We start from the raw sequence: 25,283 nt of genomic DNA, 5'->3' as shown, positions 1-25,283 counted from the left end.
GGCGGGTCCTTCAGAACTCGAACGCCGTCTGGGCGGGGACGTCGCTGGCAAACGCTGCATCGAGCCGACTCACCAAGCCAGAGTCCTTGGCGCGCAACCGGTTCGCCGCGGCCAACGTGGACGCCCGGTGCACCCCGAGGTACAGACTGCCCAGCACGTCGCGACCCAGCACGACGTCCGCCGACGCATCGGTCGGGCTACAGCTGGCACATCCATCCCGGATCTGCAGCCGATATCGACCCCCATCCGATACGTCGATCACCGTGGCGAGGTCGGCACAATAGCCACGCGCCTCGAGCGCGGCGGGGATATCCATGATGCGCAGCCACAGACCGTCTTGGCGAAATGTCGGGCTGGCCAGTCGCGTATCGGTGAGCAGGAACGGCAGCGGGTCATCCGGATGGGTGATAACTCTGACTCGCTCCATCGAGTCAAGCCCGAGCAGCGCACGCCATAAGGAGATATGCGCATCGGCGGTTACGGCCCGCAGCTCCTCGACCCGCGCCAACTTCTGATCTGTGGCGTCCACCCGATACAACGCATAGCCGTCGGTGTGCAGGAAGCCAAACAATCTTGCGTCACCGCGTGGTGAATTCGTGCATTCACCCAGCGCGTCTTCCCAAAGCACGTCAGGACGGACCAGCCCGCCGGGCACCTGCTGGCGCCAGCGCTCATAGATCGCAGCGAACTCGTCGCGATGCTCGGCTGGGTTAACCAACCGGACCCTTCCGCCATCGGGTGCGTCGAGGTGGAAGCGGGCGAAACGCCGGTCCAGGGTCAGCTCCTGCAGTACGGTGGCAGGCCCATAGCCGAACCGGCCGTAGATGCCGCCCTCACTGGCATACAACGCCGCCACCGGATACTCGGAATCGCTGATCCGACGATGCAATTCGGCGCACATCAGGCGCAGTAATCCACGTCGCCGGTGAGTGGGGGCAACCGCGACGAAACTGAGGCCGGCCGCCGGAAGCACTGCGCCGCCGGGCACCGTCAACCGCAGGTCGAGATACAGCGCCATGCTCACCACGTCACGACCGTCGCAACCCACCACTGCACCATCAGCGGGTATCAGACCGCGCCAGGTGTTGGCCGGACGAGGACCCATGAAGTCCGGAAAGCTGGCGGCCGCCAGGAAGTACATTGACGCCCAGTCGTCCTCCGTTGGGCTGCGAAGTGTCAGGGATGTCGGTAAAGCCTTGGGCACGGCGGCGGTCACGAAACCGACTCTGGCACATACCCGTGGCCCCGCGCATCTGAATATCGCGGCAATAATGGGTCCAATCGCACCCGGCAAAGGAGCCTTCGATGACCCCAGACCGCCCGCTGCGGGTGATCCAGTGGACCACCGGAAACATCGGCCGGCGATCGCTGCACGCCATCATCGGCCGGCCGGACATGCAACTGGTCGGGGTGTATGCGCACGGCCCGGAAAAAGTCGGTGTCGACGCCGCGGACCTGGCGGGCTGGCCGGAGCCGACCGGAGTGCGGGCCACCGACGACGTCGACGCGCTACTGGCGCTGGGCGCCGACGCGTGTTGCTATAACCCGTTGTGGCCCAACATCGCTGAGCTGGTGCGCTTGCTGGAAGCGGGCGTCAACGTGTGCACCAGCGCGGCCTGGATCACGGGCGGCAAACAGACACCGCAAGATCGGGACCGTATCGTCGCCGCCTGCGAGCGTGGCGACTCGACGATCTTCGGCAGCGGGGCACATCCCGGCATGACCAATATGGTCGGCATGGTGCTCAGCGCCGCGTGCGAGCGTGTCGACGAGATCCGCATCACCGAATCGGTGGACTGTTCGACCTACGAGTCGGCGGAAACCCAGACGGCGATGGGCTTTTCGCGGGACCCCGACACCCCCGGCCTGGCCGAAAGCGTCCGAACCGAAAGCGAGGTCTTCGCCGAATCGGCAGCCATGATGGCCGACGCGATCGGGGCCAAGCTGGACAGGATGACCTTCGATGTCACCTTCACCGCGGCCACCGCCGACACCGACCTGGGCTTCATGAAGATTCCCGCCGGCACCGTCGGCAGCGTGTACGGCTACCACCGCGGCTGGCAGGGCGACCGCAACGTCGTCAGCGTCGGATTCAACTGGACCATGGGCAACCACGTGGTGCCGCCCAAACCGCTGGAGCACGGCCACGTCATCCAGGTCTTCGGCCTGCCCAACATGCGCACCGTGCTGCACTGCCTGCCGCCGAAGGATTGGACGGAGCCGGGTTTCATGGGCCTGGGCATGATCTACACGGCGATGCCGGTCACCAACGCGGTGCCGGCGGTGGTGGCCGCCAAACCGGGGATCGTGACCCTCGCCGATCTGCCGCCGATCACCGGCCGCGTGGCTCGCTAGCCCCGAGCCCCGCGCCCGACCGGTACCCGCGAGGAACGGTCACGTCCACTAAGGGCAAGGTGCTTAGATAAGCAAAGCTTCGGTCGATACGGGGCCTGGCTTATGGGGTGGGCCGCGATGACCTTTGGCGGTGGGCGAAAGGCAGTGAAGTGAGAACGATTCCCATTGCCCGCGTGACCAGGTACCTATGGATACCGCTGGTCCTGGTGATCGTGCTCGCGGTGTCGGGTCTGGTGGTGATGCGGCTGCACCGGATCTTCGGTTCCCAGGACCTCAACGCGAACGCCGGCGGCGGGATCGAGATCGTGCAATTCAACCCCAAGGTCGTCACCTATGAGATCTTCGGTCCGCCCGGGAGCACCGCGAACATCAACTACTGGGACGCGGAAGCCAGGTCAACGCCGTAGCGCTGCCGTGGTCGGTGACGGTCTCGACGACGCTGCCCTCGGTGAGCGCCAACATCATGGCTCAAGGCGACGGCAGCCGGATCGGCTGTCGCATCACGGTGGACGGTGTCGTCCGGCAAGAGAAGAAGTCCGACGGCGCCAACCCGCAGACGTTCTGCTTGGTGAAATCCGCATGAGCCACGTAGAAGACGCGACCACGAGACCGATCAGCACCCATGACCACGAAATCACCCGCGGGGGCTCGGACACCGGTCACCCGCACCGCCCCATCATCCCGCACACCATCCGCATCTTCGCGGTGCCGATCATCCTGGCCTGGGTGGTGCTGACCGTCATCGTCAACGTCGCCGTACCGCGACTGGAAGTCGTCAGCGAGGACATTCCGCGCCGATGACGCCGTTGGACGCGCCGTCGATGAAGGCGATGATGCTGTTGGGGCACAACTTCCGGGAGTTCGATTCGGCATCCGCTCGGCGACGACGCGCACCACTACTACGACAACCTGATTCGCCAACTGCGCCAAGACCCCAAGCACATCCAGCACATCCAGGATTTCTGGGGAGACCGGCTCACCGCCGCCGGCGCGCAGAGCGCCGACGCCAAGGGCGCCTACGTCATGCTGAACCTCGCCGGCAACCAGGGCACCACGCTGGCCAACGAATCCGTCGAGGCCGTCCACAAGGTGATCGACCACCACCCTGCGCCGCCCGGGGTGCAGGCCTACGTCACCGGTCCCGCCGCGCTCAGCGACGACATGCACCTCATCGGAAACGCCAGCCTGGCCAAGATCACCCTGTTCACCCTCGGCGCCATCGCCATCAAGCTGCTGCTGGTCTACCGCTCCATTGTCACCACGCTGATTCAGTTGTTCATGACCGGCACATCCTCACCATGCTGGCGATCGCGGCCGGAACCGACTACGGGATCTTCCTGGTCGGCCGCTATCAGGAGGCGCTGCGGGCCGGCGAGGACCGAGAAACCGCCTACTACACCACCTTTCGCGGGGTGGCCCCGGTGGTGTTGGGCTCGAGCCTGACCATCGCCGGGGCGACCTACTGTCTGAGCTTCGCGCGGCTGCCCTGGTTCAACACCATGGAAGCGCCCGTGGCGATCGGCATGCTGGTGGTGGTGTTGGCCGGGATGACGCTGGGTCCGGCGGTGGTCTTCATGGGCAGTCGGGGCAGGCGGGAAGGGTCGGCTGTGGCGGCGGGTCGGTACCGCCGTGGTGCGTTGGCCGGCACAGATTCTGGCGGTCAGCGGGGCGATCGTACTCATCGGCATGGTGGCCCTGCCGACGTTCAAAACCAGCTACCCTGTCGGATGCCAAGGTGTATCTCGGCGGAACCGCCGCGACGTTCAAGGACATGGCCGACGGCGAAAAGTACGACCTGATGATCGCGGTGCTGTCGGCGCTGACGCTGATCTTCATGATCATGCTGTTGCTGACCCGAAGCGTGGTCGCCCCACTGGTTATCGTCGGCACCGCGGCCAGCTCGATCGCCGCGTCCTTCGGGTTGTCGGTGCTGATCTGGCAGGATCTGCTCGGCATCAAGATCCACTGGATCGTGGCGGCGCTGTCCGTCATCATCCTGTTGGCTGTGGGGTCCGACTACAACCTGCTGTTGGTGTCCCGGTTCCGGGAGGAGATCCATGCCGGACTCAAGACCGGAACCATCCGCTCGATGGCCGGCACCGGCGGGGTGGTGACGGCCGCGGGTCTGGTGTTCGCGTTCACCATGGCCGCCATGCTGGGCAGCGAATTGCGGGTGCTCGGCCAGTTCGGGTCGACCGTCTGTATCGGTCTGCTGCTCGACACGTTGATCGTGCGCACCCTGCTGATGCCGTCGATCGCCACGCTGCTGGGCCGCTGGTTCTGGTGGCCGCAGGTGGTCCACCCGCGCGGTCACAATGCCCGGCGAGCGTTACGGCTTCGGCAGCCGGACCTGCGACTTGGGCACCGTTCAAGAAAAATTTCAGCGTCTCTTCATTGTCGGCGCATACTTCTGGTAGCTGATCACGATCACGCGATTGCCGGGCCGGCGAGAGGTGCGAGATGTCGTTGTTGAACGTGGCGCCGCAGGGGCTGGTGACGGCAGCAACAGATCTGACCAGTATCGGATCGGCAATTCGGGTCGCAAACGCGACCGCTGTGATCCCGACAACCGGGCTTCTGGCGGCGGCCGGCGATGAGGTGTCAGCGGCGCTGGCGGCGTTCTTTGGTGAATACGGTCGGCAATATCAAGCGGTGGCCGAGCAGTTGGCGGCCTCTTATGACCAGTTCACGCGCAATCTGGTGGCTGGCGCGAATTCGTATGTGGGCACCGAGATTGCCAACGCCGAGCGGATGCTCTTGAGCGCGCCCAGCACGTTGGCCGACGCAATCAACCAGCCCGTCCTCGAGCTGACCGGGCGCCCGCTGATCGGCGACGGCGCCAACGGGTACACCAACGCTCAGGGCGTGGGGACGGCCGGCGGCCCCGGCGGTTGGTTGTACGGCAACGGCGGTACCGGTGGCATCAGCACTCGAGCCGGAGTGGCCGGGGGTGCCGGCGGGGCTGCCGGTCTGGTCGGTACGGGCGGGACCGGCGGCCGCAGCGTTTACGGTGGGGCACCCGGGGGTGCTGGCGGGCCCGCGATCCTGATCGGTGACGGCGGCACCGGCGGGGCCAGCGGGCCCGGCGGCGTCGGCGGCCTTGGCGGCCGTGCCGGGTTACTGTGGGGACAGCCCGGCACCGCGGGCGTCAGTACTCTTCTGTCACCGAACCAAACCCTCATCTATGTCGATCAATACGGCAACCCGCTGCTCAACATCTCGGTAGGCGGCGGACCGAGTATGCCCGTCATCGTCGACTCCGGCTCCACTGGCCTCTTGGTTCCACCGCAATACGTCAATGTGGCTGCTCTCGGCCCGCCCACCGGGACGGGCTCCGTCAGTTACGGCCTCAGCAGCACCGGTCGCCTCTACATCGACTACCAGACATATCAAACGACCGTGAATTTCGGGAACGGGATCCTCACCGGGCCGACCACCGTGGGCGTCGCCACCTCGGCATATCTGGGTACGCCGAGCAACCCCGTCGACGTTTCGCTGTTACCCGCATATCTGGGCGTGGGTCCCAACAACATGTACCCGTTCTCCAGCCCACGAACGCGACGTTACCGGTCGGCATGAATCAGGGTGTGCTCATCAATATGCCTCGCGGTTTGCTGGAGTTCGGCCCAAATTCGCTGCCGCCCATCGTCCAGCTCAATGGAGCACCGGGAACCATGGTTCAGGTACAGATTAACAATGAGTTGCCGCAGACCGTCCCCGCATACATCGACTCCGGCGGCGTGGGCGGAACCATTCCACAATCGTTGGTGCCTGGCCTGGCGGTCGGCAATCGCCTTCCCGAGGGAACAAGCATCACGGTCTCCACGATCAACGGTGTGCCGCTCTACACGCAGACGGTCACCGCGGCCAATTCCCCAACCGTTGTGTCCTCGGGCAATCCGTTCAATACCGGGAATTACCCCTTCTCCATCGGGCCGATCTATATCTGGAACGATCCCAGCCCAATAGGAACGACGGTCTTCGACCGACTGGCCTGACCGCATCAGCGCTAACTAACGGTCGACGTGCAGGCAGACCGCGACCGCCCCGGCGCCCACGTGTACCGCCAGCACCGGCCCCAAGTCGGTCACGATTGCCGGTTCACTCGCCGGCAGCCGCCGGGCCAGCTCCGCCGCCACTTCCCCGGCGCCGCCGGAGTTGGCGACGTGATGCACCGCAACAGCAGCAGGGCCTTCGCCGACCACCTCGCACACCCGGTCGATCATCGCCGCCATCGCGTGTTTGACGGTGCGAACACGTTGGGCCAGAACAAGTTTCCCGTCGTCGATGCGAAGGATCGGCTTGAGAGCCAGCGCGGTACCCAGCCATGCCTTAGCGCCGCCGATCCGTCCGCTGCGGCGCAGGTTGTCCAGCCGGTGTACGACGATGAACGCCCGCGTACGCCGCACCGCTTCCTGGGCAGCGCGAGCAACGGCATCCAGGTCATTGCCGGCGGCCGCGGCACGCGCGGCAGCCAGCACGGCGAATCCGGTGCCCATCGCCGCCGACTTCGAGTCGATGACCCGCACGGCCGAGCCGAGGCCGGCCGCGGTCAGCTCGGCCGCGCGGCAAGTTCCCGACAGTCCCGACGAGATATGTATCGCCACCACCCCGTCCCCGCCGCTGTCGGCCAGGGCCTGCCGGTAGGCGGCGTCCAGCTCGGCCGGGGTGGCCGCGGCGGTGGTGGCGTGGCGCTGGTAGATGTCGGCGGGTATCTCGTCGACACCGTCGCGCAGGTCGGCGCCGTCGAGCAGGATATGCAACGGCACTTCGCGTATCGCCCAGGTATCGCGCAGGCCGGCCGGCAGGCGCGCCGACGTATCCGTCACCACCACGACAGACATGGCTCAGCGGCGCGGTTTCTCGTCCGGCACCCCGGCTTCGGCCAGCGCCTTGAGCATCAGTTCCGCGACCGCCTGATGGGCTTCGAAGTTCCAGTGAATGCCGTCCGGATTGCCTCGCCCTTTCATAATGTGCTCGGCGACAGCGGCTTTGAGGTCCACCAGGGGAATATCGTGGCCCTGCGCCCATTCGGTGATGGCCGCCGCGGTAGCCGCCCGGCCGTGGTGCGCCCTGCGGTAGGTCTCGGCGATATGCACCGACGGCAGCGAGGCCACCACCGGGATGCCGGGCCGGTTGAAATCTATTGCGCCGCGGGTCTGTTCGAGGTATTCGACGGTCAGGTGCGGCGGTAGCGCGGACCGGGCCACCGGCGAAAACCGCGGCTGCACCCAGGCGTAGCCGTCGCGCGCCCACCGCCGTAACCAGGGTGGGCGGACGTAGCGGATCAGCTCCCGCAGCGCGGTCGGCAGGACCGACGGCAGCGAATCCATCCCGCTGGTGGCGAAGACCACCGCTCCCGCCCGGGGCAGCGCCGCCCACGACCGCGGGTCCTGGGTCGCCGCCCACCATACGTCCCGGCACGTCCAGCCGATGCGCCCGATCAGCTCCAGATCCCAATCCAGTTGGGCTACAACGATATTGGGCCAGATGCGCGGATCGTCTGCGGGTAGGCCGCCGGTGGGCCCGTAATAGGCCAGCGAGTCGGCGAAGACCAGCAGCACCGGTCGAGTCTCAGAGGACATCGCCGACAACCTGAGCCGAGGCATTCCACACGTCGAGGCGCCAGCGGATCTCGGCGTCATCACCGGCACCATGACCGGTCGAATGTCCGCTGAGTTGTGTCCAGCTGGCATTGCCCATACCACCCAGGGCGGGCCAGTGGGCTACCGGCAGCTGCAGCAGCGCGGCGGTCAGCGCGGCGATGAGCCCTCCGTGGGTCACCAGCACCACCGGTCGATCCGGTTGTTGGGGGTCACCCCAACCGGGTTCGCTGGACACCAGTTCGGTTACCACAGGCAGACTTCGGGCGGCGACGTCAATCCTGCTTTCCCCGCCGTGCGGTGCCGACGTCGCATCCTCCCGCCAGGCCAACCGCGCACCGGGTGCTTCGTCGTCGATCTCGGCGTGGGTCATGCCCTGCCAGTCGCTGATGTGAGTTTCGCGCAACCGGCGGTCAACCCGGACCGGCAATCCGGTCCGTTCTCCCAGCGTCATCGCCGTGTCGTAGGCGCGCCGCAGATCCGACGACACGATCAGCAGCGGCTGCATCTTGCCCAGCGCTTCGGCGGCGGCGACCGCCTGGGCTCGGCCCAGGTCGGTCAGGTGGGTGTCCAGGTGACCCTGCATCCGGCTGCCCAGGTTGAAATCGGTTTGCCCGTGGCGCAGCATCACCAGCCGCCGCCGCGCGCTCATTGCAGATCCTCGGAGGAGGGCGCCAGGTCCACCGGCACCACCGGACAGTCGCTCCACAGCCGGTCCAGGGCATAGAAGTCGCGGTCATCCTGGTGCTGGACATGCACGACGATGTCGCGGTAATCCAGCAATGTCCAGCGGCCTTCCCGGGCGCCCTCGCGCCGTGCCGGCCGGTAACCCGCCCGGCGCATCTTCTCCTCGACTTCGTCGACGATCGCGTTGACCTGCCGTTCGTTGGACGCCGAGGCAATGACGAAACAGTCGGTGATGACCAATTGCCCGGAGACGTCGATGACCACGACGTCGTCGGCGAGCTTGGCTGCGGCCGCGCCGGCGGCCACGGTCGCCATGTCGATGGCTTCTCGGGTGGCGGTCATGCGCTGTTCCCTGCGGTCAGGCTGGAGCTCGTGGGGTTCGCGGGCTCCCCGGGCCCGCGGTAGAGGCGGCGCTTGGACACGTACTGCACGACACCATCGGGCATCAGGTACCACAATGGCCGTGATTCTGCGGCCCGCTGACGGCAGTCGGTGGACGAGATGGCCAGCGCCGGAATCTCGACCAGGGTCAAGGCGTCCTCGGACAGCCCGGCCAGGGCGGCGGTGACATGGTCGTGGCGCAGGTCGTAGCCGGGCCGGCTGACACCGACGAACCGCGCCAGCTCGAACAGCTCCTCCCAGCGGTGCCACGACAGAATCGACGCCAGCGCGTCGGCGCCGGTGATGAAGTAGAGCTGCGCCTCCGGGTCCAGGTCGTGCAGATCGCGCAACGTGTCTTTGGTGTAGGTGGGGCCGCCGCGGTCGATGTCGACCCGGCTCACCGAAAACCGGGGATTGGACGCGGTCGCGATCACCGTCATCAAATAGCGGTCCTCGGCGGCGGAAACGTCGCCGCCCTTCTGCCATGGCTGGCCGCTGGGCACGAACAGCACTTCGTCCAGGTCGAACCGGTCGGCCACCTCACTGGCGGCAACCAGGTGGCCGTGGTGGATGGGATCGAACGTCCCACCCATCACTCCCAGCCTGCGACGGTGCTTTTGCACGATGTGCCAGCTTACTTCGGCCTTTCGCGGATCTTGTCGCGCGGTTCAGCTGGGCGGCGTCCGGCTTCGCCCACGACACACTGGTCGGTGCGGCTGCCGAAGAGCATCGATTGCCCTGGCGCCCAAGAATCGGTGGGCGCCGGAGGTCGCCGCGCCCCACTCGGAAATTCATGGTGACCTGACCACGAATGCTGCTGGTCAACGATGTCCTTGTGGGCAGCCTTGGATGCCTGGCTCTGTTATCGGCACGCCGATACCGCACCTTCGCTCAAACCCGTATCGAGTGTGCGGTGACGGCTTTGACTGTGTATGTAGGGCGGGAACCGCCACGATCGGCCGCCCTGACGGCACACTCGGCGCCATCAGCGCGCACTCGGCGCCCCGACGGCACACTCGGACCCGTCAGGGCACACTCGGCGCCATCAGCCGCCGACCCAACCGCATCAGCACGCGATTTCCGTCTCCCCACACCGGGGCGCAGCCCCACGACCGCTCGGAGCTGGATTCGAGCTGCTGACCCGAGCGCCGCGATCCGTCAGCCATTCGTCGGTGGGTACCAGTTCGGAGGAATACCGGCCCAAGCCGACCCAAGCCGGCCCAAGCCATTGCTTCAATGCCGATGTAACCGCCCGCTAGGTCGTGTAAAAGGTGTCTGTGGACAATTTGGCGCCCAGCTCCGACCAGCCCACAGCGCTGCTGAAGGAGTCCATGCTCCGGCGGTTCTACACCCGCTCCCAGGTCACCGGCGAGATCTCGCTGCCGGCCGTTCCGGGCATGATCGACGAATACGTGGCGATGTGCGCCAAGCTCTTTGCCACTGTGGGCCGGGCGTTTTCCGACGATGAACTCGCCCATGTCAGAAGCGTCCTCGAGGCCCAACTGGCCGATGCGTACGCAGCTTCCCAGCGTTCGAGCATCGTCATCTCGTTCAAAGCGCCGATCGGCCCGACCTTGCATTACCAAGTTCGGGCACAATGGCGGACCCTGGCGCAGGAATACGAGAACTGGATCAGCACCCGCGAGCCCCCGCTTTTCGGCACCGAACCCGACGCGCGGGTGTGGGCGCTGGCCAACGAAGCCCCCGAACCCCGCGCTCATCGGGTGCTCGAGATCGGAGCGGGAACCGGCCGAAACGCCCTGGCGCTGGCACGACGCGGGCATCCGGTCGACGTGGTGGAGCTGACCCCGAAGTTCGCCGACATCATTCGCTCCGAGGCCCAACGGGAATCCCTCGATGTGCGGGTCATCGTGCGTGACGTCTTCGCCAGCACGGCCGACCTGCGGCAGGACTACCAGCTGATCGTGCTCTCCGAGGTGGTGCCTGATTTCCGGACGACACAGCAACTGCGCGGGTTGTTCGAACTGGCGGCGCACTGCCTGGCTCCCGGCGGACGATTGGTGTTCAATGCCTTCCTGGCTGACCTGGACTACATACCCGACCAGGCCACCCGGCAGTTCGGGCAGCAGGTGTATACAGGCATCTTCACTCGACCGGAGATGTCGGCTGCCGCGGCCGGGCTGGCGCTCGAGCTCGTCGGCGACGACTCGGTCTACGACTACGAGAAGGCGCACCTGCCCCCGGGCGCCTGGCCGCCCACCAGCTGGTACGCCGACTGGGTCAGCGGCCTCGACGTGTTCCCCGTCGAGCGTCAGATGAGCCCGATTGCGATGCGTTGGCTGGTCTTCAGCAAAACCCGCTGAGGCGGATCACACCGGCAGCAGCCGGTCGATCACCTCGGCCAGCTGTTTGGCCGACCGGCATTCGTGCATGGTGATCACTTCCTGATAGCGCGGCACCGCTGAATCGCCACTGCCCCACAGGTGTCTGGGCTCGGGGTTGAGCCAGTGCGCATGCCGGCTCGCGGTCACCATGTCGGCCAGCACGTCGACGGCCGGGTTGCGGTAGTTGGTGCGGCCGTCGCCGAGCACCAGCAGCGAGCTGCGCGGCGACAGCACGCTCGGGAAAGCCTGCAGGAAGGAGACGAACGCGTTGCCGTAGTCGGAATGACCGTCGCGGGCATACACCCCGGCTTCCCTTGTGATCCGCTGGATGGCCACGGCCAGATCGGCTTCCGGGCCGAACATGTGCGTCACCTCGTCGGTGGTGTCGATGAAGGCGAACACCCGGACCCGGGAAAACTGTTGGCGCAAAGCATGGACCAGCAGCAGCGTGAAGTGGCTGAACCCGGCGACGGAACCGGAAACGTCGCACAGCACAACCAGTTCCGGGCGCGCCGGGCGCGGTTTGCGCAGCACCACGTCGATCGGGACACCGCCGGTGGACATCGACTTGCGCAGCGTCTTTCGCAGGTCGATCGATCCGGCGCGGGACCGGCGCCGTCGCGCCGCCAGCCGAGTGGCCAGCGTGCGGGCCAGCGGGGCCACCACCCGGCGCATCTGGCGCAATTGCTCACCAGAAGCCCGCAGGAACTCGACGTTCTCGGAAAGCTGTGGGATGCCGTACATCTGGACGTGGTCGCGGCCGAGCTGCTCGGCGGTGCGCCGCTTGGTCTCGGCGTCGACCAACTTTCGCAACTGTGCAATCCGTTGCGCTGCAAGCGCTTTGGCTATCTGCTCCTGGGTGGGGGTGGGCTCGTCGCCATAGGGTGCCAGCAGCCCTGCCAGCAGCTTGCCCTCCAGTTCGTCCAACGCCATCGCCTTGAGCGCCTGATACGACGAGAACGACGGCCCGCGGCTGGAGCTGTATTTGCCGTAGGCCTCGACGATGCGCGCGATCATCGCCACCAGCCGCTCGTCCATATCGGCCAGGTCGGGGTTGTCGGTCAGCAGATCCAGCAGCAGCTGCCGCATCGCCTCGACGTCGTCGGGCGGCAGGGACTCGTCGTCGCCGACCTCGTCCTCGGTGACCGCCGCGCGGGCGCCTAGTGCTGCGGGAAACCACAGGTCGAACATCGCGTCGTAGGTCTCGCGGTGATCGGGCCGGCGCAGCACCGCGCACGCGATGCCCTCTCGCAACACGTCGCGATCGCCCAGACCCAGGGTTGCCATCACCCGCCCGGCGTCCACCGTTTCGGACGGACCCACCGAAATGCCAACGGCGCGAAGCGCTTCCACGAACCCGACCAGATGGCCGGGCAGCCCGTGCGGGGCCAGCGGCCGGGCGGGACGGATACGTCGGGTGGCCATCAGCGCAGCCCCGTCAGTTGAGCCGCAACTCGCCGGTCGCGCGTTGCTGGTCGGATTGGTGTTTCAGCACGACACCGAGCGTGGCGGCGACCACGGCGTCGTCGATGGTGTCCAGGCCCAGTGCCAGCAGCGTCCGGCCCCAGTCGATGGTCTCGGCGATCGACGGCAACTTCTTGAGCTGCATGCCGCGCAGCACGCCGATGATGCGCACCAGCTCCTCGGCCAGGTGCTCGGGCAGCTCGGGGACTCGCGACAGCAGGATGCGCCGCTCCAGCTCGGGACTGGGGAAGTCGATGTGCAGGAACAGGCAGCGACGCTTGAGTGCCTCGGACAGCTCGCGGGTGGCGTTGGAGGTCAGCACCACGAACGGGGCCCGCTCGGCGGTGAGTGTGCCCAGCTCGGGAACGGTCACCGCGAAGTCGGAGAGTACCTCCAGCAGCAGGCCTTCGATTTCGATGTCGGCTTTGTCGGTTTCGTCGATCAGCAGCACCGTCGGATCGGTGCGCCGGATCGCCGTCAGCAACGGCCGCTGCAGCAGGAACTCCTCGCTGAACACGTCATCTTTGGTCGCCTGCCAGTCGCCCGAGCCGGCCTGGATGCGCAGGATCTGCTTGGCATGGTTCCACTCGTAGAGGGCCCGGGCCTCGTCGACGCCCTCGTAGCACTGCAGCCGGACCAGTCCGGATCCGGTGGCCTGGGCGACGGCACGCGCGAGTTCGGTTTTGCCGACGCCGGCCGGGCCTTCTACCAGCAGCGGCTTACCGAGCCGGTCGGCCAGGAAGACGGCCGTCGCGGTGGCGGTGTCGGGCAGGTAACCGGTCTCGGCAAGCCGCCGCGAGACGTCGGCGATATCGGCGAATAGTGGCGCGGACCGAGCGGGTACCGTCACAATCAGTTCTCCTTAACAGGGCCGGCTAGGCCGGACGAGTATGGCCGTCTCCCCACACGATCCACTTGCTCGAAGTCAATTCCAGCAGTCCCATCGGACCGCGGGCATGCAGTTTCTGGGTGGAGATGCCGATCTCGGCGCCGAAGCCGAACTGCTCGCCGTCGGTGAACGCCGTCGACGCGTTGACCATGACCGCGGCGGCATCGACCCGTTCGGTGAACCGCTGAGCCGCAGCAAGATTGGTGGTCACGATGGCTTCGGTGTGTCCGGTGCCGTACTCGTTGATGTGGGCGATCGCCGCGTCGACACCGTCGACCACAGCCACCGCGATCTCCATCGCCAGGTATTCCCGGCGCAGGTTGTCGTCGTCGGCATTCGGATGCACGGTGACGCCGGCGTCCTGCAGAGCCGCCAGCAGCCGGGGCAGCGCGTGATCGGCGATCGCCGCGTCCACCAGCAGCGTCTCGGCCGCGTTGCAGACGCTGGGCCGGCGGGTCTTGGAGTTCAGCAAAACCCGTTCGGCGACGTCCAGATCGGCGGCTTCGTGGACGTACACATGGCAGTTGCCCACACCGGTTTCGATGGTGGGCACCTGCGCGTCGCGCACCACGGCCTCGATCAGGCCCGCTCCCCCGCGTGGAATGGCCACGTCGACCAGGCCGCGCGCCTGGATCAGGTGGGTGACGGTGGACCGGTCGGCGGCCGAGAGCAGCTGTACCGCATCGGCGGGCAGGTCCTGGCCGGCCAGCGCGGTGCGCAACGCGGTGACCAGGGCTTCGTTGGACCTCGCCGCAGAGGAGCTGCCGCGCAGCAACGCGGCGTTGCCCGACTTCAGCGTCAGGCCGAAGGCGTCGACGGTGACGTTGGGCCGGCCCTCGTAGATCATGCCGACCACGCCGAGCGGGACGCGCTGCTGGCGCAGCTGCAGCCCGTTGGGCAGCGTGTAGCCGCGCAGCACCTCGCCGACCGGATCGGGCAGTCCCGCGACCTGGCGCAAACCGGCGGCGATACCGTCGATACGCTGCGGGTTCAGGGCCAGCCGGTCGAGCATCGCGGCGGGTGTGCCGGCGGCGCGCGCCGCGTCGAGGTCTTCGGCATTGGCGGCCAGAATCTGGTCGGCGCGCGACAAGATCTCGTCGGCGGCGGCGTGCAGCGCACGGTCCTTGACGGTCCTGGACAACACGGCCAGCAACCGGGCCGCCGCCCGCGCCCGGCGGGCCGCGTCGTGCACCTGTCGACGGTAGTCCGGCTCTCGCTCCTGAGTCGTCCCCCGGGCCTGGGGGCGGGAGGTGCCCCCAGCGCTCGGGGACGGCGCTTGCACACTCATTGCCCCAGCGTAACGGGTGTTAGCCGACCGGGTACGACGGCCCGGTTCTGGGACGCTGCGGGCGAAGCCGGGGACGAACGGCGGGTTCGGCACAATGGGCCTCTTGACCCGATGCGACGTGATCCGATGCGACCGAGTCGTGAGGGCGGGCGGAACACGGCAGGCCGGGAAGACGGGAAAGGACCACATGCATGCCTTCTGACAAAACTCACAAAAAGGGGCCGGCCCAGAAGCTCACGCACCAAGAATTCGAGAAAATCACCGTCTTTCCGGCGCGCGAGATCATCACCATGTGCGAGGCGATGCCGACGGCAACGGCGGTGGCCGTGGGTGGCGGGAAGATCGTGGCCGTCGGCACGCTGGACATGTTGCAACCGTGGCTCGACCGCTACGAGTACGAAGTCGATGACCGGATGAAGGACAAGGTCCTGATGCCGGGCTTCATCGACCCGCACGTGCACCCGTCTTTGCCCGCTGTCTTGACTCAGTATCCGTTTCTGGCGCCCGACGACTGGACCCTGCCGACCGGGAAGTTCCCCGGGGCGAAAACTCCGGAGTCCTACCTTGCCGGGCTCGACAAACTGGTTGCGGCGCACCAGGATTGGACGCTGCCGTTCGTCACCTGGGGCTACCATCCGCTGTGGCACGGAAAACTCACCAAGTCCGACCTGACCCAGCGCTACGGCGACAAGCCGATCATTTTGTGGCATCGGTCGTTTCACGAGCTCTTCCTCAACGATGCCGCGCTCGACTGGACCGGGGTCAGGCCAGAGCAGTTCACCGGGCATCCGGACGCCAACTGGGAAGAAGGACACTTCTGGGAGAACGGGGCGCAGCTACTGAACGCGTCTCGGCTGGGCAGACTGCACTTCGATCCGGACCGTTATCGCAAGGGGATGCAGAACTTCCTGGAAATGGTGCACATGGCCGGCGTGACCACGTGCCTGGACATGGGAGTGGGCATCTTCGGCGACCCGGTCGGCGAGACCACACTGATCCGCGACACCGCCGAGTCGACGCAGGCGCCCTGCCGCATCATTCTCACACCCACCACGGCCGACTTCATCCCCCGCGGCGTCAACCCGGCGGCAGCGCTCGAGGCGGCCGAAGAGTGGGCAACACACAACAGCCGGCGGGTGATGTTCGACCGTCACTTCAAGCTGCAGGCCGACGGCGCGATCTACAGCGGACTCTCCCAATGCGCCTTCCCCGGTTATCTGGACGGCCACCAGGGCGTGTGGATGGCCCCGCCCGAGCTGCTATACAGCTATGCCGAACCATTCTGGAAGGCCGGCTACCAGCTGCACGCCCACATCAACGGCGACCTCAGCTCCGCAACCTACATTGACATCATCCGCAGGCTGCTCGACGTCAAGCCGCGCTTCGGCCATCGCGCCACGCTGGAGCACTATGCCTTCAACAGCGAGGACCAGTGCCGGCAAATGAACGAGATCGGCATGCTGGTCTCCTGCAACGCGTACTACCTGTACATGCTCAGCGACATCTTCAGCGAGCAGTGGCTGGGCCCGGATCGCGGAACGCAGATGGTGCGCATGGGGATGCTGGAGCGGATGGGTATGCCGTTCACCGTGCACTCCGACTGTCCGATGGCGCCGTTGTCGCCGCTCACCCTGGCCTGGGTGGCGGCCAACCGGGTGACGATCAACGGCAACCGGAATTGTCCGCAGGAGCGGGTCGGCCTGCATACCGCGCTCAAGGCGATCACCATCGATGCTGCCTGGATCCTGCGCAAAGAAGACGAGATCGGCTCCATTCGCGCCGGCAAGAAAGCGGACTTCGCGGTGCTCGAAGAAAATCCCTACGACGTTGGCGCGGAGGGCCTCAAGGACGTCGGCATCTGGGGCACGGTGTTCGAAGGAGAGGTGCATCCGCTCGGGTAACGGCATGCGGTTGCGGCGGTTTCCTCAGTTGAACCATTCTCGATGCAGACTCTGGCGCACCTGGCTTTGCCGCTCTTCGAGGATGTGGCCGAAGTCCTGGAGCAGCAACGGTTGCCGTGCCACCAAATGCTCGACGTGCTCGCGGCCGATCTCCACCGTGGTCACCTCGTCGATCGCGTATGCGCTGGAGAGATTCGGCTGCCGGGTCAGCGCGGTCAGACCCAGAAATCCGCCTTCCTCCAGGGTGGTGATCGGCACCACCGATCCGTCATCGGCCGTCGCGGTGAGCCGAACCCGCCCGGCGACGACGAACATCATCTCCACGGGCACCTCGCCCGCGCATTGCACGATTTCGCCGGCACCGTATCGCAGCAATCTCGCGTGCGACAGCAACGTCTGCTGGTCAGCGTCGTTGAGCCGCAATGCCGGTCCCACCACCGCTTTCAGGGCGTCCCGCAGGCGCTCGATCGTCGAGAAGTCGTCGTCGGCGCCGTCGAGGTGCAGCTTTTCCCGCCGCGCGGCATACCAGATCCACCGCAGAAAAGTCGCTCGAGCGTCACTTTCGTCAGCCGGTGACCGCAAGCCGATCGTGGTGCAGTACTCGGCGCCGCCGACCGGCTCGCAGGTGGGGCTGAAACCGCTGTGGAGCTGCGGCAGCGCGCCGGCAATCCGCGACAGCAACGCACAAACCCGGTCGGGCGAATCCGCGTCGGAAAATATGGTCTTCATCGCCAATTGGTAGCCGCCCGCCGGCCGGCTCAGATTGGTGAACGGCGTGCTGGCCAGCACCGAGTTCGGGGTGATCCGCAGGCCGCTGCCAGTGTCGATGTGAACGGCGCGCCAGTTAACCTCGACGATTCGTCCCCGCGCGGTGCTGGTGTCGAGCCAGTCATCGATCTGAAAGGGCTGCTCGAACAACATGAACAGGCCGGACACGATCTGTCCGACGGAGTTCTGCAACATCAGGCCGATGACGACCGAAGTCACACCCACGGCGGTGAACAGTCCGCCAATCCGCACACCCCAGACATAGGAGAGGATCACCGCCAGCCCGGCTCCGATGAGCACGAACCGGGCCACGTCCAGGAAGATCACCGGTAACCGCTTGCGCCACGAACCTTGCGGAGCTGCCGCGAAGACGGTCGCATTGAGCCCGGATAACAGCAGCACCAGCACCAGGAAACCGAATACCGTGGTGAGAATCCGGACGGCGTTGTCGTGGGCCGGGACGCCCTCCGAATTCACGATGAGCAACAGCAGCGCTCCCAGCGGCAGCAAGTAGTTGCGCAGCAGGCTGATTTGCCTGGCGAGATGACTTCCCCTGCGGCGCAACGCGTGCTGCAACTCGGTGAGAATGACGATCAGGATGGGCAATCCCAGCGCGACCGAGACGGCCCAGTAGAACCACGAGGCGCTGAAGATGTTCATTGGCGTTCCACCAACCGCCAGATTTGTTGCTCCGAACCGCCGACCGAGATGGTTCCGGCCGGCACGAACTTCCAGATGTCGCGCATCGCCTCGTATACCTGCGAGGTGACATAGATGCCGGGTTGCGGTGAGCCGCTGTGCATTTGGTAGGCCAGGCTTACCGCGGCACCCCACATGTCGTAAGCGAGGCTGGCGCGACCGACCAAGCCGCTGATGACCTTCCCGGTATTGATTCCGACCCGCAGCCGGAGCTTGTGCCGTGACCGGCTGTTGAATCTGTCGATGATGCGCTGGATCTCGATGGCGAAGTCAACGCTTCGGTGGATGTTGTCCAGCCGCGGGGTGGTGGCACCGCAGCTGGCCAGGTAGCCGTTGTGGAACGTTCGAATCCGCTCCACGCCAAGCGCTTCAGCCGCCGAGTCGAACTGCCGGAAGAGTTCGTTGACGACGGCGACCAGTTCGTCCCCGGACAGGTCGTCGGACATGTCGTCGAGCCCCACCATGTCGGCGAAGATCACGGCGACGTCCTGGTGTTCCTGCGCGACGGTCTGCGCTCCCTCGCGGTACCGCTGCACCACCGGCTCGGGCATCAGCGACAGCAGCAACCGATCGTTTTCCTTGCGTTGCTCGTTGAGCAGCTCCTCTTTGATCTTGAGGTTGCGGCTCATCTCGTTGAAAGCCGCAGTGAGATCGCCGAGTTCGTCGCGTGACCGCACCGGAACGGTCACCTCGTAGTCGCCGGCGGCGATTCTCTCGGTACCGGCCTCCAAGCGCCGGATCGGGCGCACGAGCAGCTTGGCGAGCAGCATCGATACCACGCAGATCGCCAAGGTGATCCCGGCGACCGCCAGCACCAGCGTCTTGCCGAACGTGGACAGCCGCTGATAGGCATCCCAGTCGTCCCGGGTCGCCAGGACCGACCAGTGCAGATCGGAGTTCGGCACATCCAGCGGCGCGTATGCTTGCAGCTCCCGATTGCCCAGGTAGTCGGTGTCCTTCGTGACGCCGGTCTGGCCGCGTTGGGCGTACCGAACCCCCGCGCTCGGAACCGGCTGCACCAGAACAGTGGTTCCCAGCCGGATCGCGCTGTCCACCACGTCGCGGGGAGTGCCGCCCGCCACCGCCTCCCGTTCATACTTGTCTCGGTCTTGCAGAAACAGCCGTGAATCGGAACGCATCAGGTTGTCCGGGCCCACCAGGTAGGTCTCGGTCGAGCGGCCCATGCCGACGGCTTCCCAGTGCTTGTGGGCGTTCATGATGTCGTTGATCTTCGAGATCGGCAGCGGCAACGCCATAACGCCTTCGATCTTGCCCGCCATCCCGATCGGCGACACCACCCATGCGGTGGGGGCGTCCAGCTGCGGCTGATACTGCTGGAAATCAGTGATCCATACGAAGTCAACATTGTTGGAGCGCAACGCTTTCCGGTACGCATCCCGCAAGACCGTTTCCCGATAGGGCCCGGTGAAGATGTTGGTACCCAGGTCGGGGCCTTTGCTCACGGTGTAGACGACATTGCCGTGAAGGTCGAGCAACAACGCGTCTCGATAGGCGAAGCGAGTGACGATCCCGCGGAAGAAGTCGTTGTAGCGGGCGTTGGCTGCCGACCAGGCGCTGCCGTCACCGGCGTCGCTGCACAACACCGATTCGCTCGCCGACGCGCACTGCGGGGTGTAGTTGGCCTGAAGGTACTTCTGCGAGTTGGAGGTCGGCAACAGCGCGTTGATGTCGACATCGTCACCGGTCAGCTGACTGATCGGTTTGACCACCGCGTTGCTGTAGTAATTAACGATCGACTCCTGCTGGGCCGGGCTGATGGTGGCGTTGGACAACTGGTTGAAGCCGTCGGTGAACGCCTCGATCGCCTGGACGGCACTGAAACCGCTGCTGTACACCTCCAGCGAATTGGTGAACTCGCCGAAAAGCCCCTCCAGCTGCCGCTTGTGCGACTCCCGCAATTCGAGCAACCGCTCGGTCGCCACTTGTTGCAGAGCGTTGCGGCCCGTCACATACCCGGTGAGACCGACCACCGCCACCGACATGATGCTGCACAGCAGCAGCGTCACCAACAACTTCGATTGGATGCCCATCCGGAACAACCGCAGCAGCCGGCGCCCACGACTCCCGGTTGGGGCGGACTCTTCTTGGGATACCGGTTGCGTTGGCTGCCCCGATGTCACTCGGCTTCCTTTCGCTTACTGCGGCCAGACCGGCAGATCACGCAGCAGACTAACGCGAAAATGCAGGGAAAATCGGGTTTGGCCGAAAACATGCCGCCCCGGGGTCCGCTGCCCCCTTGACAGCCGCGGGTGCCGCGATGGCCTATGTTGGTCGATGGCCGGGTTGGTCGACGACTCGGGCATCACCGCAGCCGGACACTGGTCCGTTACCCCGGTGCCGCAACTTTGCCTCGGAGGGAACCTCGTCATGCGAATCACAGTGCCCCTGGTTGTCCTGGCCGTCGTCGCGCTCGGCAGTCCCGGAATCGCCGCGGCCGCACCCAAGACCTACTGCGACGAGCTGCAGGGCACCACTGCCGGCCAGGTATGCCAGATTCAGGTTTCGGACCCGGCATACACCATCAATATCAGTCTCCCGAGTAACTACCCTGACCAAAAGTCGCTGCAAAGCTACGTCGCCCAGACGCGAGACGACTTCCTCAACGTCGCCAAATCGTCCGCTCCCCGCGATGCGCCCTACCAGTTGGAGATCACCTCGACCAACTACGAATCGGCGATACCACCTCGCGGCACCCAGTCCTTGGTACTCAAGGTCGTACAGAACGTTGGCAGCGGGCAGCCGACGACGAAGTACAAGGCGTTCAACTGGGATCAGGGGTATCGCAAGCCGATCACCTACGACACGCTGTGGCAGCCCAAGACCGACCCGCTGCCGACCGTTTTCCCCGTCGTGCAAACTGCCCTGCAAAAGCAGACCGGACAGCAGGTAGCGCCCGCAGCCGGTTTGGATCCGGCGAATTACCAGAATTTCGCGATCACCAATGATGGGGTGACCTTTTTCTTCAACCCGGGTGAACTGCTGCCCGAGTCCGCCGGCTCCACCCAGGCATCGGTCCCGCGCTCCGCAATCGATTCGATGCTGGCCTAGCCACGTGGTAAGCGTCGAGATTGACGCCAGCGCGGAAAATCACGACAAGCTGTGACGCTACCGTCGACGTCGGCGCAAGGACCGCGATCCGCACACCCGACGAACATGACGGGCATGACCATTCAGCCACGCGGTGCGCCGGTCCGGCGTGGCTCAGCCCACCCGCTCACGCCGGGTCACCCGCTGCGCCTTGCTTTGCCGTTCATCGATGAGCCGGCCCAACTCCTGTAGCAACAGCGGCTTGTTCATGATGACGTGCTCGAGGTGTTCGCGGTCGATCTCGAGTGCGGTCATCTCCTCCAGTGCCACCGCGCCGGCAGGGTTGGGTTGCCGGGTCAGTGCGGTCACCCCCAGAAACGCTCCCTGGTTGAGCGTGCCGATCGGGACAACGGAGCCGTCCTCCGCCGTCGCGGTCAGACGAACACTGCCGGCGATGATGAAGGCCATTCCCTTGGGGACGACGCCCGCGCGTTGCACGATCTCGTCGGCGCCGTAGCGCACCACCCTCGCGTAGGGAACCAGCGACTGCTGTTCGGTCAGACTCAGCCGCAGCTCCGGCCCCACCATCGTGCGCAACGCATCCTGCACTCGGTCGGACGTCGAGAATTCGTCATCGGCCTCGTCGAGGTGAAGCTCTTCCCGCCGGGCGGCGTACCAGACCCACGGCAATAATGTCGCCTGTGCGGCGCCGTCGTCGGCGGGCGATCTCAGCCGGACCGTGGTGCGGTACTCGCCGCCCCCTAGTGCGACCGTTTCCGGCATGGTTCCCGACTTGAGCTGGGGTAGCCCGGAGGCAACACGGGTCAGCATCGCACACACCTTGTTCGGCGCGTCGGCGAGGGCGAATTTCGTTGTGATCGTGCATTTGTGCGAGCCACCCGGCCGGGACAGATTAGTGAACGACGTGGTAGCCAGCATCGAGTTCGGGGTGATCCGCAAGCCGGTTCCGGTCTCGATGTGTACCGCGCGCCAGTTCACCTCCACAACTCGCCCCCGCGCGGTGGGTGTGTCCAGCCAATCGTCGATCCGGAACGGCTGCTCGAACAGCATGAACAACCCCGACACGATCTGGCCCACGGAGTTCTGCAGCATCAGGCCGATGACGACCGAGGTCACCCCCAGCGCGGTGAATATGCCCCCGACCCGCACCCCCCAGACGTAGGACAGGATCATTGCCAGGCCGACGCCGATCAGCGCAAACCGGGCCACGTCGAGGAAGATGGTGGGCAGTCGCTTGCGCCAACTGTCTTCCGGCGCTGACTGAAATACCGTGGCGTTGAGCGCCGACAACAGCAATACCAGCACCAGGAAGCCGAACAGTGTGGTGAGGATTCGCACCGTGCCGTCTCCGGCGGGGATCTGGGACGCCTTGACCAGGAGCAGCAGCAGGGCACCCAGCGGCAGCAGATAGTTACGCAGCAGGCCGACCTGCCGGGCCAGGTGGCTCTGGCGACGGACGAGAGAGTTGTGCAACTCGGTGAGGATGATCAGCGCGACCGGTAATCCGATGGCGATGGCGACAGCCCAGTAAAACCATGGCGTACTCAGGACATTCATGATCGCTCCGACAATCGGTAGATGGGCTGGTCTACTCCGCCGACGGAGATGGTGCCCGCCGGGGTGAACTGCCGCACATCCCGCATCGCCTCGTACACCGGCGAGGTGACGTAGATTCCGGGTTGCGGTGAGCCACTGTGCGTTTGGTAAGCCAGGCTCACCGCGGCGCCCCACATGTCATAGACGACGCTGGATCGGCCGACCAGCCCGCTGATGACGTTGCCGGTGTTGATACCGGCCCGCAGGCGCAGTTCGTGACCCGTTTGCCGGTTGAACCGGTCGATGATGCGCCGCATTTCCAGCGCGAAGTCGATGGTCCGCGCGACATTGTCCAGCCGCGGCGTGGTCACCCCGCAACTGGCCAGGTAGCCGTTGTGTAATGTGCGAATCCGTTCGACCCCAAGGGATTCTGCCGCCGAGTCGAACTGCCGGAACAAGTCGTCGACGATTCCGACCAGCTCGTTGCCCGAGAGGTCCCTGGAAATATCGTCCAGCCCCAGGATGTCGGCAAAGATCACCGTGACGTCTTGGTGCTCCTGGGCAATGGTCTTCTCCCCCTCGCGGTAACGCTGCACCACCGGCTCGGGCATCATCGACAGCAGCAGCCGGTCGTTTTCCTGGCGCTGCTCGTTGAGCAGACCCTCCTTGATTTCCAAGTTTCGGCTCATCTCGTTGAAAGCCGCTGTGAGATCACCGATTTCGTCACGCGTGGTTACCGGAATGGTGACGTCGTAGTCGCCGGCGCTGATCTTCTGGGTACCGGCCTCCAGCCGCCGGACCGGCCGCACCATCGCCTGGGCGATCAGCATCGAAGCGACACAGATACCAAGAATGATGGCCACGGTGACCAACACCAGGGCCTTGCTGAACGCGGCCACCGCGGCGAATGCCTCGGAGTTGTCGCGTGTTGCCAGAATCGACCAGTGCAGGTCGGAATTGGGCACATCCAGCGGCGCGTAGGCCTCCAGCTCTTTGTTGTCGGTGTAGTCGGTGGCGGTGATGGTTCCGGTCTGACCGCGTTGGGCGGCACGCAAACCCGCGCTGGCAACGGGCTGTAGCAGCGTCGTGCCACCGAGTTGGATCGCGCGGTTCACCACGTCGAGCGGGGTGCCCGCGGCCACCGATTGTCGCCGGTACTCGTCGGGGTCTTCCACGAAGAGCCGCGAATCAGAACGCATGAGGCTGTCCGGGCCCGCGAGATACGTCTCCGTGCCCCGGCCCATGCCCGCGGCCTGCCACTGCTGGTTGGCGGTCATGATCCGGTTGATCTTGGCGATCGGCAGCGGCAGCGCGATCACGCCTGCGGTTCTCCCGTCGGCCTGAACCGGTGCCACCAGCCACGCCGTCGGCACGTCCAGTTGTGGCTGATATGGCTTGAAGTCGGTGATCCAGGTGAAGTCAACGGCGTTGGCGCCCAGCGCTTTAAGGTAGGCGTCGCGCAGGTTGGATTCCCGGTACGGCCCGGTCAGGATGTTGGTGCCCAGGTCGGGATCCTTGCTCAGGCTGTAGACGATATTGCCCCGGGTGTCCAGCAACACCGCATCGTCGTAATCGAAGCGGGTGACGATTTCGCGGAAGTAACCGTTGAATCGCGCGTTGGCGGCCGACCATGCGCTGCCGTCACCGGCGTCGTCGAACCGCATCGAGTCCTGATCAGAGGTGAACGGCGCGGTGTAGTAGGCCTGCAAATACTTCTGGGCCGGCGACGTCGGCAGCAGCGCGGTGATATCGAGCTTTTCGCCCGTCGTTCGTTCCACCGGTTTGATGAGCTGGTTGGTGTAGTAGTTGACAATCGCCTGCTGCTGGGCGGGGTTGATGGTCGCGTCGGCCAACTGGTCAAACCCGGCGGTGAACTGCGCGACCGCCTGCACCACCGTCAATCCCCGCGCATAGATGACCAACGAATTCGTCAGGTCGGCAAACAGCGTCTCGATTGCCCGCTTCTGCGATTCGCGCAACTCGGTCAACCGTTCGTATGCTGCCGCCTGTAGTGAGGCACGGCCGGTTTGGTAACCGACGATAACGACCGCGGCCACCGAAACGATGCTCGACAGCAGCAGCAAGACCATGAGCTTGGACTGGATGCTCACCCGGAAGCGCGGCCGGCGGCGGCTCTCCTTCCTCAGGCTCTTGGGGATGATGCTGGTGTGGACCGGGGCGGCGGGTGCCTCCGGCACGGAATCTGTTGCCTCGCCCGATATCACCGGCTTCCTTCCTACTTCCTCTTTGCTTCCGCTCTACAAGCACCGAATCACCTCGCAGACTAGCGCCGACACG

General features: G+C 65.5%; 20 protein-coding genes and 2 pseudogenes. 8 read left to right on the top strand and 14 right to left on the bottom strand.

Annotation, left to right across the window (positions count from 1 at the left end; translation table 11 throughout):
• Positions 1-10: 10 nt before the first annotated feature.
• Positions 11-1,180 (bottom strand): GNAT family N-acetyltransferase, encoded by a 1,170-nt coding sequence (locus CDN38_RS22490; RefSeq protein WP_099319456.1) that lies wholly within the window; start codon positions 1,178-1,180, stop codon positions 11-13.
• 125 nt (positions 1,181-1,305) lie between these two features.
• On the opposite strand from CDN38_RS22490, the gene CDN38_RS22485 reads away from it, so the two are divergent.
• The 5 genes and pseudogenes from CDN38_RS22485 (at position 1,306) to CDN38_RS31960 (ending at position 6,353) form a co-directional block, all read left to right on the top strand.
• The gene (locus CDN38_RS22485) at positions 1,306-2,355 is read left to right on the top strand and encodes an NAD(P)H-dependent amine dehydrogenase family protein (RefSeq protein WP_075512221.1); all 1,050 of its coding nucleotides are present in this window, start codon (positions 1,306-1,308) and stop codon (positions 2,353-2,355) included.
• Between the two features lie 149 nt (positions 2,356-2,504).
• Positions 2,505-2,938: pseudogene (locus CDN38_RS22480) on the top strand (MmpS family transport accessory protein).
• Positions 2,935-4,828 (top strand): annotated as a pseudogene (locus CDN38_RS22475) (MMPL family transporter). The pseudogenes CDN38_RS22480 and CDN38_RS22475 overlap by 4 nt, the downstream one beginning before the upstream one ends.
• Positions 4,816-5,934, top strand: a complete 1,119-nt coding sequence (locus CDN38_RS31965; protein WP_142361315.1) for a PE domain-containing protein — start codon at positions 4,816-4,818, stop codon at positions 5,932-5,934. Before CDN38_RS22475 ends, CDN38_RS31965 begins: the two are co-directional and overlap by 13 nt.
• Positions 5,862-6,353 carry a hypothetical protein gene (locus CDN38_RS31960; protein WP_275539812.1) on the top strand — a complete coding sequence of 164 codons (492 nt, stop codon included), beginning with the start codon at positions 5,862-5,864 and terminating at the stop codon, positions 6,351-6,353. The genes CDN38_RS31965 and CDN38_RS31960 overlap by 73 nt, the downstream gene beginning before the upstream one ends.
• A gap of 15 nt (positions 6,354-6,368) precedes the next feature.
• Here CDN38_RS31960 and CDN38_RS22465 read toward each other — a convergent pair whose 3' ends face one another.
• The 6 genes from CDN38_RS22465 to CDN38_RS29665 all read right to left on the bottom strand — a co-directional run bounded on the left by CDN38_RS22465 (position 6,369) and on the right by CDN38_RS29665 (position 10,192).
• Positions 6,369-7,199: a DegV family protein gene (locus tag CDN38_RS22465; protein ID WP_075512226.1), complete on the bottom strand. Its 831-nt coding sequence runs from the start codon at positions 7,197-7,199 to the stop codon at positions 6,369-6,371.
• 3 nt (positions 7,200-7,202) lie between these two features.
• Positions 7,203-7,940 carry a diglucosylglycerate octanoyltransferase gene (octT, locus tag CDN38_RS22460; RefSeq protein ID WP_099319185.1) on the bottom strand — a complete coding sequence of 246 codons (738 nt, stop codon included), beginning with the start codon at positions 7,938-7,940 and terminating at the stop codon, positions 7,203-7,205.
• On the bottom strand, positions 7,930-8,610 hold the full coding sequence (gene gpgP, locus CDN38_RS22455) for a glucosyl-3-phosphoglycerate phosphatase (protein ID WP_075512228.1): 681 nt from the start codon (positions 8,608-8,610) through the stop codon (positions 7,930-7,932). Before gpgP ends, octT begins: the two co-directional genes overlap by 11 nt.
• Positions 8,607-8,987, bottom strand: coding sequence for a ribosome silencing factor (gene rsfS / locus CDN38_RS22450; RefSeq protein ID WP_075512229.1), 381 nt, complete (start codon positions 8,985-8,987; stop codon positions 8,607-8,609). The genes gpgP and rsfS overlap by 4 nt, the downstream gene beginning before the upstream one ends.
• On the bottom strand, positions 8,984-9,649 hold the full coding sequence (nadD, locus tag CDN38_RS22445; protein WP_082277293.1) for a nicotinate-nucleotide adenylyltransferase: 666 nt from the start codon (positions 9,647-9,649) through the stop codon (positions 8,984-8,986). The genes rsfS and nadD overlap by 4 nt, the downstream gene beginning before the upstream one ends.
• Positions 9,650-10,051: 402 nt before the next feature.
• Positions 10,052-10,192 (bottom strand): hypothetical protein, encoded by a 141-nt coding sequence (locus CDN38_RS29665; RefSeq protein ID WP_180276372.1) that lies wholly within the window; start codon positions 10,190-10,192, stop codon positions 10,052-10,054.
• A 165-nt stretch (positions 10,193-10,357) separates the two neighbouring features.
• Here CDN38_RS29665 and CDN38_RS22440 point away from each other — a divergent pair, with 165 nt between their 5' ends.
• Positions 10,358-11,350, top strand: a complete 993-nt coding sequence (locus CDN38_RS22440; protein WP_075512243.1) for a class I SAM-dependent methyltransferase — start codon at positions 10,358-10,360, stop codon at positions 11,348-11,350.
• A gap of 6 nt (positions 11,351-11,356) precedes the next feature.
• Here the strand turns inward: CDN38_RS22440 and CDN38_RS22435 are convergent, their stop codons facing one another.
• From CDN38_RS22435 to CDN38_RS22425, 3 genes are read right to left on the bottom strand one after another with little or no spacing between them, the layout of a single operon-like run.
• Entirely contained in the window at positions 11,357-12,796 is a 1,440-nt protein-coding gene (locus CDN38_RS22435) for a vWA domain-containing protein (protein WP_075512231.1), read from the bottom strand.
• A 13-nt stretch (positions 12,797-12,809) separates the two neighbouring features.
• Positions 12,810-13,685: an AAA family ATPase gene (locus CDN38_RS22430; RefSeq protein WP_099319183.1), complete on the bottom strand. Its 876-nt coding sequence runs from the start codon at positions 13,683-13,685 to the stop codon at positions 12,810-12,812.
• A 25-nt stretch (positions 13,686-13,710) separates the two neighbouring features.
• A complete protein-coding gene (locus CDN38_RS22425; RefSeq protein WP_075512233.1) occupies positions 13,711-15,012 on the bottom strand; it encodes a glutamate-5-semialdehyde dehydrogenase in 1,302 nt (433 codons plus the stop codon).
• A gap of 191 nt (positions 15,013-15,203) precedes the next feature.
• Between CDN38_RS22425 and CDN38_RS22420 the strand changes: the two genes are divergently transcribed.
• The gene (locus tag CDN38_RS22420) at positions 15,204-16,913 is read left to right on the top strand and encodes an amidohydrolase (protein WP_082277295.1); all 1,710 of its coding nucleotides are present in this window, start codon (positions 15,204-15,206) and stop codon (positions 16,911-16,913) included.
• A gap of 24 nt (positions 16,914-16,937) precedes the next feature.
• Here the strand turns inward: CDN38_RS22420 and CDN38_RS22415 are convergent, their stop codons facing one another.
• A complete protein-coding gene (locus tag CDN38_RS22415) occupies positions 16,938-18,341 on the bottom strand; it encodes a mechanosensitive ion channel domain-containing protein (RefSeq protein ID WP_075512234.1) in 1,404 nt (467 codons plus the stop codon).
• A complete protein-coding gene (locus CDN38_RS22410; protein WP_075512235.1) occupies positions 18,338-20,521 on the bottom strand; it encodes an adenylate/guanylate cyclase domain-containing protein in 2,184 nt (727 codons plus the stop codon). The genes CDN38_RS22415 and CDN38_RS22410 overlap by 4 nt, the downstream gene beginning before the upstream one ends.
• A gap of 247 nt (positions 20,522-20,768) precedes the next feature.
• Here CDN38_RS22410 and CDN38_RS22405 point away from each other — a divergent pair, with 247 nt between their 5' ends.
• On the top strand, positions 20,769-21,449 hold the full coding sequence (locus tag CDN38_RS22405) for an esterase (RefSeq protein ID WP_075512245.1): 681 nt from the start codon (positions 20,769-20,771) through the stop codon (positions 21,447-21,449).
• Between the two features lie 153 nt (positions 21,450-21,602).
• Here CDN38_RS22405 and CDN38_RS22400 read toward each other — a convergent pair whose 3' ends face one another.
• Both CDN38_RS22400 and CDN38_RS22395 read right to left on the bottom strand, forming a co-directional pair.
• On the bottom strand, positions 21,603-23,006 hold the full coding sequence (locus tag CDN38_RS22400) for a mechanosensitive ion channel family protein (RefSeq protein ID WP_075512236.1): 1,404 nt from the start codon (positions 23,004-23,006) through the stop codon (positions 21,603-21,605).
• On the bottom strand, positions 23,003-25,210 hold the full coding sequence (locus tag CDN38_RS22395) for an adenylate/guanylate cyclase domain-containing protein (protein WP_099319182.1): 2,208 nt from the start codon (positions 25,208-25,210) through the stop codon (positions 23,003-23,005). The genes CDN38_RS22400 and CDN38_RS22395 overlap by 4 nt, the downstream gene beginning before the upstream one ends.
• Between the last annotated feature and the right edge of the window lie 73 nt (positions 25,211-25,283).

This window comes from Mycobacterium ostraviense (assembly GCF_002705925.1).
Taxonomy (GTDB): Bacteria; Actinomycetota; Actinomycetes; order Mycobacteriales; family Mycobacteriaceae; genus Mycobacterium; species Mycobacterium ostraviense.
This window is presented reverse-complemented; position numbering and strand designations above follow the sequence as displayed.